This window comes from Pseudomethylobacillus aquaticus, from assembly GCF_003730115.1.
Lineage (GTDB): Bacteria > Pseudomonadota > Gammaproteobacteria > Burkholderiales > Methylophilaceae > Pseudomethylobacillus > Pseudomethylobacillus aquaticus.
Map to the genome: position 1 here is coordinate 150,367 of NZ_RJVP01000002.1, position 14,189 is coordinate 164,555.

The 14,189-nt window shown below is 58.8% G+C and carries 7 protein-coding genes and 1 riboswitch; of the genes, 4 read left to right on the forward strand and 3 right to left on the reverse strand.

What is annotated here, in order from left to right; translation table 11 throughout:
* The first annotated feature begins 2 nt into the window (after positions 1-2).
* Entirely contained in the window at positions 3-1,082 is a 1,080-nt protein-coding gene (locus ED236_RS04360; protein WP_123236750.1) for a PDDEXK nuclease domain-containing protein, read from the forward strand.
* Positions 1,079-3,826 carry a DEAD/DEAH box helicase family protein gene (locus tag ED236_RS04365; protein WP_123236751.1) on the forward strand — a complete coding sequence of 916 codons (2,748 nt, stop codon included), beginning with the start codon at positions 1,079-1,081 and terminating at the stop codon, positions 3,824-3,826. The genes ED236_RS04360 and ED236_RS04365 overlap by 4 nt, the downstream gene beginning before the upstream one ends.
* A gap of 192 nt (positions 3,827-4,018) precedes the next feature.
* Here the strand turns inward: ED236_RS04365 and metE are convergent, their stop codons facing one another.
* On the reverse strand, positions 4,019-6,313 hold the full coding sequence (gene metE, locus ED236_RS04370; RefSeq protein ID WP_123236752.1) for a 5-methyltetrahydropteroyltriglutamate--homocysteine S-methyltransferase: 2,295 nt from the start codon (positions 6,311-6,313) through the stop codon (positions 4,019-4,021).
* A 129-nt stretch (positions 6,314-6,442) separates the two neighbouring features.
* On the opposite strand from metE, the gene ED236_RS04375 reads away from it, so the two are divergent.
* Complete coding sequence (locus ED236_RS04375) at positions 6,443-7,324, forward strand: LysR family transcriptional regulator (protein WP_205125646.1); 882 nt, start codon at positions 6,443-6,445, stop codon at positions 7,322-7,324.
* 52 nt (positions 7,325-7,376) lie between these two features.
* On the opposite strand, the gene ED236_RS04380 is transcribed toward ED236_RS04375, so the two are convergent.
* Both ED236_RS04380 and ED236_RS04385 read right to left on the reverse strand, forming a co-directional pair.
* Positions 7,377-8,528 (reverse strand): ribonucleotide-diphosphate reductase subunit beta, encoded by a 1,152-nt coding sequence (locus ED236_RS04380; protein WP_123236753.1) that lies wholly within the window; start codon positions 8,526-8,528, stop codon positions 7,377-7,379.
* 253 nt (positions 8,529-8,781) lie between these two features.
* A complete protein-coding gene (locus ED236_RS04385) occupies positions 8,782-11,565 on the reverse strand; it encodes a ribonucleoside-diphosphate reductase subunit alpha (protein WP_123236754.1) in 2,784 nt (927 codons plus the stop codon).
* A gap of 133 nt (positions 11,566-11,698) precedes the next feature.
* A riboswitch (cobalamin riboswitch) is annotated at positions 11,699-11,952 on the reverse strand.
* Positions 11,953-12,264: 312 nt separating this feature from the next.
* Between ED236_RS04385 and ED236_RS04390 the strand changes: the two genes are divergently transcribed.
* Positions 12,265-14,163, forward strand: a complete 1,899-nt coding sequence (locus tag ED236_RS04390; RefSeq protein ID WP_123236755.1) for a hypothetical protein — start codon at positions 12,265-12,267, stop codon at positions 14,161-14,163.
* The last annotated feature ends 26 nt before the right edge of the window (positions 14,164-14,189 follow it).

A 14,189-nucleotide genomic window follows, 5' to 3' on the forward strand; every position in this document is an offset into this window, starting at 1 on the left:
GCATGAACAAGAAGAGTGCCTTGTTTCCTGCGGACTACGCTGACTGGCTGGCCGACATCAAGTCGCGCGTGACCGCGGCCCGGCAGCGCGCGGCGCTGGCTGCCAACGCCGAGTTGGTGCGGCTTTACTGGCAGATCGGCCGCGACATTCTGGAACGACAAGCCCAACAAGGCTGGGGCAGCAAGGTGATCGAGCGGCTGGCGCGCGACCTGCGAATCGCTTTTCCGGAGATGAAGGGGTTTTCCACGCGTAACCTGATGTATATGCGGGCGTTTGCGGAAAGCTGGCCGGACGTCGAAATTGTGCAGCAGTCTGCTGCACAATTGCCGTGGTTCCACCTGTGTACGCTGCTAGACAAGATCAAAGACCCCTCCCTGCGGCTGTACTACGCCGAGAAAGCCCGCGCCGAGGGCTGGTCGCGCGTTACGCTGGAACTGAATATCCGCAGCCAGCTGCACGAACGCCAAGGTCAAGCCGTCACCAACTTCCAGGCCCGATTGCCGAAGCCGCATTCGGAACTGGCGCACGAAACGCTGAAAGACCCCTATCTGTTCGACTTTCTCGGCTTGGGTGATGAAGCGCATGAACGCGATATCGAAAACGCGCTGGTACGGCACATTACCCGCTTCCTGCTGGAACTGGGCAGCGGCTTTGCCTTTGTCGGGCAGCAATACCGGTTGGAGGTAAGCGACAAGGAGTTCTTTATCGACTTGTTGTTCTATCACACGCGCCTGAAGTGCTATGTGGTGGTGGAGCTGAAAGCCACCGAGTTCAAGCCCGAACACGCCGGGCAGTTGAATTTTTATCTGACCGCCGTGGATCGGCAAATTAAAGCGCCAGACGATAAACCCACCATCGGCCTGCTGTTATGCAAAACCCAGGACCGGCTGGTGGCCGAATATGCGCTCTCAGGCATAGACAAGCCGATTGGTATTGCCGAGTACGAACTGGTGCGCTCACTGCCGGAAACCTTGGCAACAAGCCTGCCAACGGTGGAAGAGCTGGAGAGTGAGTTGGCGGAAGAATCAGTTATCCGAAATTTTCGGATAACTGATATCAATAACAAGGAAGATGAAGCATGAGCGCCCGCGTTCAGAACCACATTGCGGCCCGTTTGTCATTGCGGTCGCCGCAGGCGGAATCGCTCTCCCGTCTGTTGCGGGCACTGGAGGCTGCACCCGAGTTGCTGACTCACGAGCGCGATGTCTCCGCCATTCTGTCCACGCTCAAGGCTGAATTTTCCACGCTGGAAGACTTTGAGCGCGAGTTCCCCTCCCTGTGTTTCTCGCTGGCAACGGGGGTAGGTAAAACGCGCCTGATGGGGGCCTTCATCGCCTATTTGCACTTGGCGCATGGCATCAACAACTTCTTTGTGCTGGCCCCGAACCTGACGATCTACAACAAGCTGATTGCTGACTTTACCCGCAACACCTCCAAGTACGTGTTCAAGGGGATCGCCGAGTTTGCTCAGCAACCACCATTGATCATCACGGGCGACAACTACGACCAGACGGGCGCTGTTGTGCAGGATCAGGCTGTATCGACACTGGGCGGTTTTGCGCACGATGTGCGTATCAATATCTTCAACATCTCCAAGATCAACTCGGAAGTGCGCGGCGGCAGGGAGCCGCGTATCAAGCGGATGAAAGAGGTGCTGGGCGACAGCTACTTCAACCACTTGGCCGGCCTGGACGATCTGGTGCTGCTGATGGATGAGTCACACCGCTACCGCGCCAGCGCCGGGGTGCGCTCCATCAATGAGCTGAAGCCGCTGTTTGGTCTTGAGGTGACCGCAACACCCTTTGTCGAGTCATCCCGTGGCCCCGTGCCTTTCAAGAACGTGGTGATGGACTACCCACTGGCACGAGCGATGGAAGACGGTTTCGTCAAAGAGCCAGCGGCTGTGACCCAGCGCAACTTTGACGCCAAGGCGCATTCAGCCGAAGAGACCGAGAAGATCAAGCTGGAGGATGGTGTTCGCCTGCACGAAACTACCAAGGTCGAGCTGCTAACGTACGCCCGCGAAAACGGCGTCAAGGTGGTCAAGCCTTTCATGCTTGTGATTGCGCGGGATACCACACATGCCGGGCAACTTTTGGCGCTTATGGAGTCAGCAGCCTTTTTTGATGCCCGTTACCAGGGCAAGGTGATCCAGGTGGACTCCAGCCGCACCGGCGCGGAGGAAGAAGAGATGATCACACGCCTTCTTGCGGTGGAAAGCGTGGATGAACCCACCGAGATCGTCATTCACGTCAACATGCTCAAAGAGGGGTGGGACGTGACCAACCTCTACACTATCGTGCCACTGCGCGCCGCCAACGCGCGCACGCTAATCGAGCAGTCCATCGGGCGTGGTCTACGACTGCCTTATGGAAAGCGCACGGGCGTGGCAGCGGTAGATCGGCTCAACATCGTGGCACATGACAAGTTTCAGGAGATCATCGACGAAGCCAACCGGGGCGACTCACCGATCAGGCTGAAACAGGTAATCCTTGAGGCGCCGAGTGCTGACGACAAAAAGGTGAGTGTGCAGGTGGGCTCCGGGGCGATGACTCAGCTTGGGCTTACCAATCTGCCACCGATAAGCAGTGCCCATACAAATGCAGACATGGGCTCGGCCAGATCATCCTTTGTCCCAATGTTCACCACGGAACGCGAGCTTCAAGCTGCACGTGCGGTGATGGCGGTGATCGGTCAGTACGAGGCAAAGCGCGAGTTTGTGCCGACCAGCGCAGCATTGCTTAACCCCCAAGTCCAATCAGCTATTCTTGCTGAAGTGGCAGAACGGCTGAAGCCTGCCCAGGGCGACTTGCTGGCGGACGTGGATGATAACGCGCCTGCCTTTGATCTGTCGGCAGTAGTATCCAGGACCACCGCAATCGTGGTGCAACAAACTATCGACATTCCCCGAATAGCGGTAGTGCCTACGGGCAAAGTCACTACTGGCTTCCATCCGTTCAAATTGGGTGCGCTACCCAACTTTCAGCCGGGGCAGCGTGAAATCGTCGGGCAGGAACTTCGCACGAATGAGCAGTTCACCATGAGCCGGGAGGCAGGCCTCAAGGAGCAGCGCTTTGAGGATTACATCGTCAAGAAGCTGATCGACTTTGATGATATCGACTACTTCACACAGGCTGAGCTGCTGTACGACCTGGCTGGGCAGGCAGTTGCTCATTACCAAAAGCAGAATTACTCAGAAAATGAACTGCACGAGGTGTTCGACACCTATGGTGCAGAGCTGGCGCGATTGATTCGGGTCGAGATGATGGCTCATTTCTGGGAAGATGCAGCTGGATACGATGTGCAGGTCAGCCGTGGTTACACCGAACTTAAACCTTGTAACTACACTGTAATCGCGGGGCAGACGGCGCAACACTATCGCGAAACCGTGACTGAGCTGGGCAAGATCAAACAGATGCTGTTTGGTGGCTTTACTCGCTGTCTGTATCCGTTGCAGAAGTTTGACTCTGACACGGAGCGGCGTTTTGCAGTCATTCTTGAACGGGATACATTGAAGTGGTTCAAGCCCGCCAAGGGGCAGTTCCAGATTTACTACAAGTTGGGCAGTGAGCAGCCGGAGTATATCCCTGACTTTGTGGCCGAGACGGAAGCCATGATTTTCATGGTCGAGACCAAAGCCCGGGCTGACATCGAAACCCAAGAAGTGCAGGCCAAAGCTGCAGCAGCAGTGAGCTGGTGCAAGCATGCGTCGGAATACGCTGTATCGGTCGGTGGCAAGCCTTGGCGTTACCTGCTGGTGCCACACGATGACATTGCGGAGTCCAGGCGGCTTACTGACTATTTACGGTTCGAATGCAAGGTTTGAGGACCAGGCGCTTGTTCGAGCAGCTGGTCTAAAATTTCAGGGGCTTAGGCTAAGTTGCTGCCTGTTTTGGCGGTATGGTCGAATCCACACATATCGCACAGTCGATCTGCAGAAAAAGGCCCTGCCTTCAGCGCTAGTATTTAGCTAGTCGCGCTGAAATCAGGGTCTTGTTTTTCACACTTCCGTTCGCGTTTACGCCAGCGTTTCACGCAACTTCTGCGCGGCGGCCACCATATTACGCAGCGCAGGGATCACTTCATGCCATTGCCGGGTTTTCAGGCCGCAGTCCGGGTTCACCCACAGCCGTTCGGCCGGGATGCGCTCGGCGGCTTTCTGCATCAGTTGCACGATGTGCGCTTCGCTGGGGATGTTGGGCGAGTGGATGTCGTACACGCCCGGCCCGATCTCGTTCGGGTAATTGAAGTGGTCGAAGGCGTCCAGCAGTTCCATATCCGAACGCGAAGTCTCGATGGTGATCACGTCGGCATCCATGTCGGCGATGGCGGCTATGATGTCATTGAACTCGGAATAGCACATGTGGGTGTGGATCTGCGTTGCGTCGCCCACGCCGTTGGCGCTGATGCGGAACGACGTGACGGCCCACTCCAGATAGTGCTGCCATTCCGATCTGCGTAGCGGCAGGCCTTCACGCAGGGCGGCTTCGTCGATCTGGATCACGCGCACACCGGCCTTTTCCAGATCCAGCACTTCGGCGCGTATCGCCAGCGCCAGCTGGTAACAGGACACCCAGCGCGGCTGGTCGTCGCGCACGAAGGACCAGTTCAGGAGGGTGACCGGGCCGGTGAGCATGCCTTTCATCGGCTTGTCGGTGAGCGCTTGTGCGAAGCGGGTCCAGTGCACGGTCATGGCCTTGGGGCGGCTGATGTCGCCATACAGGATGGGCGGCTTCACGCAGCGCGAGCCGTAGGATTGCACCCAGCCGAACTGGCTGAAGGCGTAGCCCTCCAGCTGTTCACCGAAGTATTCCACCATGTCGTTGCGCTCGGCTTCGCCGTGCACCAGCACATCCAGCCCCAGAGCCTCCTGTTCGCGCACGCTGTGCACGATCTCTGCGCGCATGGCGGCGTTGTAGGTGGCTTCGTCGATCTCGCCCGCCTTGAAGCGGCGACGCGCCTGGCGGATCGCAGCGGTCTGCGGGAACGAGCCTATGGTCGTGGTCGGGAATTTTGGCAGCTTCAGCAAGGCGGCCTGCCGGGCGGCGCGCTGTGTATACGCACTGTTGCGCTCACCCAGTTGCGGGTTGATTTCAGCGATGGCGGCTTTCACGGCCTGGTTGTGCACGCGTGCCGAGTGGCGGCGTGCTTCGATGGCGGCGCGGTTGGCGGCAAGCGCTTGTTTCACGGCGGCACGGCCTTGATTCAGCGCGCTGGCCAGCACCTGCAGCTCTTCCAGTTTCTGCCTGGCGAACGCCAGCCAGGATTTGATCTCGCCATCCAGTTGTTGCTCGCTATCAAGATCCACCGGCACATGCAGCAAAGAGCAGGATGGCGCGATCCACAGCCGATCGCCCAGGCGCTGGGCCAGCGGTTCCAGCCAGTCCAGCGTGGCGTTCAGGTCGGTCTTCCAGATGTTGCGGCCATTGATCACGCCCAGCGACAGCACGCGCTCGGGCGGCAGTTGGGCGAGCAGCGCGTCCACTTCCTGCCGTGCGTTGATGGCGTCGATGTGCACCCCCTGCACCGGCAGGCTGGCCAGCAGCGGCAGGTTGTCCCACAGTTCGCCAAAATAAGTGGCCAGCAGCAGCTTGACCTTGCTGGCGCCCAGCACCTGATAAGCATGCGTGAACGCCTGCTGCCAGCTGGCATCCAGCTCCGTCACCAGGATGGGCTCGTCGATCTGCACCCATTCCACGCCTTGTGCGGCCAGTGTGGCGAGCAGTTCCACGTACACCGGCAACAGGCGCTCCAGCAGCGTCAGCTTTTCGGAACCATCCTTGGTTTTACCGATGGCCAGATAGGTGAGCGGGCCTATGATCACCGGCTTGGCTTTGACGCCCGGCGCCCGCGCTTCGGCCAGTTGTTCCAGCAGGCGGCTGGCATCCAGTTGGAACGCGGTGCTGGAGCTGAATTCGGGCACGATATAGTGGTAATTGGTATCGAACCACTTGGTCATTTCGCCCGCCGCAACGCCATGGCAGCAATGGTCATGCGCTTCTGAAGGCTGCGCAGAGCGGCCGCGCGCCACGCGGAAATAGTTGTCCAGCGGGTCGCCATGAAAATCGCGCACGCGTTCAGGCAGGTTGCCCAGCGTGAAGCTCATGTCCAGCACCTGATCGTAAAAGGCGAAATCGCCCACGGGCGTCAGGTCCAGTGCCGACTGTTCCTGCCAGTGCTTGCGGCGCAATGCAGCGCCTACTGATTTGAGTTCCTCGCGCGAAGATTGCCCGTTCCAATAGGATTCGAGCGCGAACTTCAGCTCGCGCTTGGCCCCGATGCGCGGGAAGCCGAGGTTATGGGTGTGTGCCATGCTGTTTTCCTTCGCTTGTATTTTTTGAGTGGTTTTTGAGTAGCGCTATCGTAGAGTGCTATTCAAATGAATAAAAATGGTATTGTTTCATCTATCAATGAATATTTTTCATCAAGGATGGATATGGCGATACTGGAACGCATGCATCTGGCCATCATTCGTGAGGTGGATCAGCACGGCTCGCTGACGGCGGCCGCCCAGCGTTTGCATCTGACCCAGTCGGCGCTGAGTCACACCATGCGCAAGCTGGAAGACCAGTTAGGCGTGGCCATCTGGCGCCGTGAGGGTCGCAGCCTGCACCCCACTCAGGCGGGTGAATATCTGCTGGCCGTGGCCAACCGGCTGGTGCCGCAACTGAGCCACGCGGAAGAGCGCCTCAAGCAATTCGCACGCGGTGAATGCGGTGCCTTGCGCATCGGCATGGAATGCCACCCCTGCTACCAGTGGCTGCTCAAGATCGTCTCGCCTTATCTGGCCGCCTGGCCGAACGTGGATGTGGATGTGAAGCAGAAATTCCAGTTCGGTGGCCTGGGCGCGCTGTTCGGCTATGACATCGATATTCTGGTCACGCCGGATCCGCTGTACCGAAGTGGCCTGCTGTTCGAGCCGGTGTTCGATTACGAGCAGGTGCTGGTGGTCGGGCCTGAGCATCCCTTGCGCGATGCAGTGTACGTGCAGCCCGAACAGCTGCTGGATGAAGTGCTGATCACCTATCCGGTGGCCATAGACCGGCTCGATATCTACACGCAATTCCTCATGCCGGCCGGCATCAGCCCCAGGCGGCACAAGCCGATCGAGACTACTGACATCATGCTGCAGATGGTGGCCAGTGGTCGCGGCGTGGCGGCCTTGCCGCGCTGGCTGGTGGAGGAATACGCGGCCAAGCTGAATGTGCGCGCCATCCGGCTGGGCCAGGCTGGCATCGCCAAACAGATCTTTCTGGGTGTGCGCGAAGCCGATGCCGACATCGACTACCTGCGCGCGTTTGTGGAGCTGGCGCGCGTTCGATGACCGCTTAGCCTATGAGAGCCTAGCCAATGCTGGCTTGGCGCATCTCCGCTTTTTAATCCCAGCTCAACGCCCCACCCGTTTGATACTCGGTGACCCGGGTCTCAAAGAAGTTCTTCTCCTTTTTGAGGTCAATCACTTCGCTCATCCACGGGAACGGGTTGCTGGCACCCGGATACAGCGCATCGATGCCGATCTGCTGCAGACGGCGGTTGGCGATGAAGCGCAGATATTCCTTGAACATGCCGGCGTTCAGGCCCAGCACGCCGCGCGGCATGGTGTCTTCGGCGTAGCGGTATTCCAGCTCCACCGCTTGCTGCATCAGGTCGCGGATCTCCTCACGGAAGGCGGGCGTCCATAGCGCCGGGTTCTCCTGCTTGAGCGTGTTGATGAGGTCGATACCGAAATTGCAGTGCATGGATTCGTCGCGCAGGATGTACTGATACTGCTCGGCGGCCCCCGGCATCTTGTTCTGGCGGCCCAGCGCGAGGATCTGCACAAAGCCCACATAGAAGAACAGGCCTTCCATCATGCAGGCGAACACGATCAGCGAACGCAGCAGTTGCTGGTCGCTGTGCTGCGTGCCGGTCTTGAACTCGGGGTCGGTCAGCGTGTTGATGAACGGGATCAGGAAATCATCCTTGGCGCGTATGCTGGGGATCTCCTGGTAGGCGTTGAAGATCTCGCTCTCGTCCAGCCCCAGACTTTCCACGATGTACTGATAGGCGTGGGTGTGGATAGCCTCTTCAAAGGCCTGGCGCAATAGATACTGACGGCATTCGGGCGCGGTGATGTGGCGGTAGGTGCCCAGCACAATGTTGTTGGCGGCGAGCGAATCGGCGGTGACAAAAAAGCCCAGATTGCGCTTCACGATGAGGCGCTCGTCGGCGCTCAGCGCGGTGCTGTCCTTCCACTGTGCGATGTCGCGGCTCATGGATACCTCCTGCGGCATCCAGTGGTTGGCGCAGCCCGCCAGGTATTTGTCCCAGGCCCAGTGGTACTTGAACGGCACCAGCTGATTCACATCGGTCTGGCCGTTGATGATGCGCTTGTCGTTGGCATTGACGCGGCCGCTGGCGGAGGGCTGGTTGGCGGCGACCAGCGGCGTTGGCGGCACGGATGTTAGTGGCGCCAGGGGCAACTCAGGTGCTTTTTCCAGCGGCGAGGCCGGAGGGGCGGTGATGATGGCTTCTTCAAAATTCAACATATTGGTTTCCTGTTCTTGGTAAAGTTTGCGGTATTTGTTGTGGCAAACCGTTGTTCTAATTCTCGACATTGCAAACCCTGCCCCTCCTTGCATCCACTTCGTCATTCCCGCGCAGGCGGGAATCCAGTCCTAATTAACGAAGTAAATATAACCAGCGATTAGTCTCAAGCTTCGTCTGCTTTTCAGACTTGCCTGGATTCCCGCCTGCGCGGGAATGACGGTCAGGATGTTCAGCGCGACTTACCCATTCGCATTACTGGCAGGCTTCGCACTCCGGGTCATCAATCAAACACTGTTTAGGCTCGGCTTCTGCGGGTGCCGTCACCGATGACGACACTGCATTCAGTTCGCCGCCCTGGCCGGTCGATTTCTCGGCCGCCGTGGCCCCCAGCGAGCGCAGGTAGTAGGTGGTTTTGAGGCCACGCAACCAGGCCAGCATGTAGACGTCATTGAGTTTTTTGCCTGAAGGTGCAGCGAAATACAGGTTCAGCGATTGCGCCTGATCGATCCATTTCTGGCGGCGCGCAGCGGCTTCCACCAGCCATACCGGATCCACCTCGAAGGCCGTGGCATACAGCTGCTTGAGCTCGGCCGGTACGCGGGCGATGGCAGCCAGCGAGCCGTCGTAGTACTTGAGGTCGGAGATCATCACGTCATCCCACAGGCCGCGCGCTTTCAGGTCCTGCACCAGTTGTTCATTCACCACGGTGAACTCGCCGGACAGGTTGGATTTGACGTACAGGTTCTGGTATTCCGGCTCGATGCTGGCCGACACGCCAACGATATTGGAGATGGTGGCGGTTGGCGCGATGGCGACGCAGTTGGAGTTGCGCATGCCCACTTGCTGGATACGGCTGCGCAGAGCATCCCAGTCCAGCGTGGCGGTACGGTCCACCTCCACAGCACCACCGCGTGCATCGGACAACAGGTTCAGCGTGTCCAGCGGCAGGATGCCCTGATCCCACAGGCTGCCCTTGAAGCTGGAATAGGCACCGCGCTCTTCGGCCAGATAGGTGGAGGCCAGGTAGGCGTGGTAGCACACTGCTTCCATGGCGCGGTCCGCGAACTCCACCGCGGCTTGCGAGGCGTAGGCTACGCGCATGGCATGCAAGGCATTCTGGAAGCCCATGATGCCCAGACCCACCGGGCGATGACGGTAGTTGGCGTTGCGTGCCTTGCCTACGGCGTAGAAGTTGATGTCCACCACATTGTCCAGCATGCGCATCGCCACACGGATGGTGGCGGCCAGTTTGTCCTGATCCAGTACATAGCTTTCGCCTTCGGCCTTGAGGTGGGCCAGCAGGTTGACCGAGCCCAGGTTGCACACGGCGATCTCGGTGTCCGAGGTGTTCAGGGTGATCTCGGTGCACAGGTTGGAGCTATGCACCACGCCCACGTGTTGCTGCGGCGAGCGGATGTTGCATGGGTCTTTGAAGGTGATCCACGGATGGCCGGTCTCGAACAGCATGGACAGCATCTTGCGCCATAGCTGCACGGCCGGTACGCGCTTGAACAGCTTGATCTCGCCATTGTCGGCACGGCGCTCATAGTGGCAGTAGGCGGTTTCGAAGGCTTTGCCGTACAGGTCATGCAAGTCGGGCACGTCGGAGGGTGAGAACAATGTCCAGTCGGCATTGGCCTGCACGCGCTGCATGAACAGATCGGGGATCCAGTTGGCGGTGTTCATGTCGTGAGTGCGGCGGCGGTCGTCGCCGGTGTTCTTGCGCAGGTCCAGGAACTCTTCCAGATCCAGATGCCAGGTTTCCAGATAGCCACATACCGCACCCTTGCGCTTGCCGCCCTGATTGACGGCAACGGCGGTGTCGTTGACCACCTTGAGGAAGGGGATCACGCCCTGACTCTTGCCATTGGTGCCCTTGATGCGCGAGCCCAGCGCACGTACCGGGGTCCAGTCATTGCCCAGGCCGCCTGCGAATTTCTGCAGCAGTGCGTTCTCCTTGATGCCCTGATAGATGCCGTCCAGATCATCGCTGACCGTGGTCAGGTAGCAACTGGACAGTTGCGAATGGCGCGTGCCGCTGTTGAACAGGGTGGGCGTGGAGCTCATGAAATCGAAGCTGGACAGCACGCGGTAGAACTCGATGGCGCGTGTTTCGCGGTCGATCTCGTTGATGGCTAGGCCCATGGCCACGCGCATGAAGAACACTTGCGGCAGCTCGATGCGGCGTTCCTCGATGTGCAGGAAATAACGGTCATACAGGGTTTGCAGGCCCAGATAAGCAAATTGCAGGTCACGGTCGGCCTCCAGCGCAGCCCCCAGCTGTTGCAGGTCGAACTGAGCAAGGCGCTCGTCGAGCAGCTCGGCATTGACGCCGATGCGGATGTAGTCGCTGAAGTATTCGGCATAACGCTGGTGCATGGCGGCATGCGGGGTGGCTTCGCCGAGGACTTCGGCACGCAGCTGGTCCAGCAGCAGGCGCGCGGTGACCTGGTTGTAAGCGGGTTCGTGCTCGATGAGGCTGCGTGAAGACAGGATCAGGGCACGGCGCACTTCGTCGAAGGGGATGCCGTCGTACAGGTCGCGCAGGGCCTGATCCACCACGCGGGCGGGTTGTACCGCGTCGCCCAGGCCTATGCAGGCGTCGCTGACCAACGCGATCAGCAGCGCAGGCTGCAAGGGCTGGCGCTGGCCATTGCACAGCATGTGCAGCGTGGGTGTTGCGGCCTGCTGCTGGCTGCGTTCGGCTGCGCGTTTCTCGCGGTACAGCACATAGGCGCGCGCCACATCGTGTTCGCCGGAGCGCATCAGTGCCAGTTCCACCTGATCCTGGATGTCTTCGATGTGCACGGCACCACCGGATGGCAGGCGGCGCATCAGCGCTTGCAGCACGGTCTGCGTCAGCGTCTGCAATTGCGTACGCAGATGGCTGGATACCTTGTTTTGCCCGTTCACGGCAAGGAAGGCTTTGTGTAAGGCGAGGGTGATCTTGTCGGCGTCGAAGGTCACCACGCTGCCATTGCGGCGGATGACTTGCAGTGTGGCGGCATGCGGGCTGGAAAATACGGTGTCGTCCATGTGGGGCTCCCTGTCAAAGGGCGGGGGACGGCTCCGGCAGCACAGCATGTCAGCGACTGGAGACTACAAAGAAGCGGCGGTCACCGCGTAGACAGCGCGCGCCAATTCCGTGCCGAGGACACCCCGCCTCAAACGTTGATGAAAATCCACGGCAGGTCTCCTGGCTATCGGGTCTATGCAGGTTGTCGGTCTTCCCGGAAGTTATACAACACTCCCAGTGACGCTAGATGGACAACAGGCTCGCCGATCACAGTTGCGGGGGCAGCTCCGGCTTGGCCTTGTGTGCAGCGCAACCGATGCGCTGGGCATGAGTTGAAATGGATACAGGGCTTCCGGATTCCCTTTTAATCCGATGCTGGAAACAGCACCGAGAACCGTAGTGTTGTCACTATAGCGCGGAAGGTATGGTGGGTGTCAACCATTAAAAACACAATATATAGACATCAAGCAGGGCGAGTTGTCTATATCTATGTTTATGCAGTGAAACATGATGACAGACGCCGCTGGGCTGTCTGATCCCCGCCAGCATCATGTGTGGCTGTGCCGGTTTCGTGACAGTGACGGGTTTTATGAACATGAAACCCATTATGTTGGGTAGTTATCAGCAGGGATAAAACGATGTATAAAAAATCATAATAATCCGCGATGATATGAACTAGTGGCTTGGGGCACATGGATAAAATGATGTTGGCAGTTTCGATGGCGCAAGCCAGAAGCCTGGTCGATCAGGCACGGCAGGCTTTACAGGTGAATGACATGGCGGCGGGCCTGGCGGCGCTTGAACAGGCCATAACCTTGCAGAGGAATTCGGCCGGTATTCTGATGTCGGCGGTGCGGCTGGCGTTGTCAGTCAAAGCCTATGCGCAGGCCGATGACTGGTTGGCGGCTTATACGGGTAAATCCGGCTTTGCCATCCACATGCTGAAAGCGGAGGCCGCACGCGCAAGTGGAAAGCTGGCTGAATGCCTGGCCATTCTGGCGCAGATGACCGCAACCGAAACGGACCAGCTGTCTGCCATGCGCTTGATGCAGTGTGCGGCCGAGCTCAGTCTTGAGCGTGAACAGGATGCCATCCTGACGCTGCAACGCTGTTTGCGCGAGGGCGCTATTTCGCAAGCCGGTTTGCGCAAGCTGGCCGAGCTTGCTTATACGCATCGCCAGTTCGGTTTTTATCTCGTGCTGATGCAAGCCAGTCCCGGCGCGGTGAGCGGGGTCAAGCAGTATTCACGTTGGTTGTATGCCTGTGCAGCCACTGCCAGTTTTGATTCATTGTTGCAATTGCAGTCCGTCGCAGCGTCGGTTCCAGTCCATGCCAGTTTCAAGCTGTTTGCTGTGGCGCTTTTGCGTGTTTATCGGCCATCCGACCTGGCTGAGCATGCTGATGGTCTGGTGGTTGCCAACATTCCAAAGACAGGCATTCAGTTCCTGGAGGAATTGATTGCAGCCCTGCCTGCAGAGCTCAGGCTGCGTTCAGCAGAGCTGCTCACCGCGATATCGGACGGTCTCAGTCAGCCACGTCAGCGTAATGCCCTGCTGGTGCACTTTGGTCTGCCTGCTGCGGTGTCCGAGGAGGAGCTGCGCGCGAGCTCAGCCAGCCTGTCCTTGTTGAAAAAGCAGCAACGTATCAAGCGGCGTATCGAGATCGCGCTGCGCATGGGCATGTACCGTCAGGCAATATCGATCATGCTGAACGCCACGCCCGGTGAAGAAGGCGCGCATTTGCGCATACAGTTTGCCCATAGACTGCTTGAGCTGGGGGTCTGGCAGGAGGCGCAGCGCCTGCAGGGGCTGATCCTTAAATCCGCAGCCTTGCCGGATGATCATGAAGAGATCCGGCAGCTGGCTCAGCGTGTTGAAGAAGTCAGCACGGCTCCAGCCAGCCAGTTTGCAGTGGCCCAGCACCATTCACGCCCGGATGAGATGTTTGATGATGGCGCTATCCACCATTACCGGTTTGGTCATGATAGCTGCATCGTCTGGATCACCGGCCCCGCCAAAGAGATCATGTTTGATTTCGAGATCGTGTTATCCATGCTGCGTGAGCAAAAGATCTCCCTGGTGCGGGTCATAGACCGCTCACGTCTGGGCGGCCTGTTCGGTTTTGGTACGAACTTGTTCAATCGACCGGCATCCCAGCAGCTTCTGGCGGAACAGTTGCAGGCGCTTTCTTATCCGGTTTATGGTCTGATGGGGTATTCGCTGAATGCGACAGGCGCGCTGATTTATGCAGGCGAAATGCCTGCTGCAGGTGCTCTGGCCCTGTCGCCGCACACCAAGATGCCCAATCTTGAAGAATCAGGCGGCGGCCGTGCTTCCATACTCAAGCGTATCCTGGCCCGCGGAGCCAGTGTTCCACACGATGTGCTGCCTGGCCTGGCGGCTCGCAGCCCCCATGCGGTGGTGCATTGCCATTATGGATCGACCTGCCGCTTTGACGTGGCACATGCCGAGCGCCTGTTAGACTTGCCCAATGTGTCATTGCTGGCTGGCAAGCACGGTGAGCACAATACGCTGGCGCAATTGATTGAAGATGGCCAGATGCAGCATGCCGTGGCGAACTTTCATGCCGCGATCATGGCGCACAGCGGTCGCGGCTGATCAAGCTCCGGCAAGCGGCGGCCCCG

Coding starts and splice junctions, on each gene's coding strand:
- ED236_RS04360 (WP_123236750.1), top strand. CDS start 3: ATGAACAAGAAGAGTGCCTTGTTTCCTGCGGACTACGCTGACTGGCTG.
- ED236_RS04365 (WP_123236751.1), top strand. CDS start 1,079: ATGAGCGCCCGCGTTCAGAACCACATTGCGGCCCGTTTGTCATTGCGG.
- metE (WP_123236752.1), bottom strand. CDS start 6,313: ATGGCACACACCCATAACCTCGGCTTCCCGCGCATCGGGGCCAAGCGC.
- ED236_RS04380 (WP_123236753.1), bottom strand. CDS start 8,528: ATGTTGAATTTTGAAGAAGCCATCATCACCGCCCCTCCGGCCTCGCCG.
- ED236_RS04385 (WP_123236754.1), bottom strand. CDS start 11,565: ATGGACGACACCGTATTTTCCAGCCCGCATGCCGCCACACTGCAAGTC.
- ED236_RS04390 (WP_123236755.1), top strand. CDS start 12,265: ATGGCGCAAGCCAGAAGCCTGGTCGATCAGGCACGGCAGGCTTTACAG.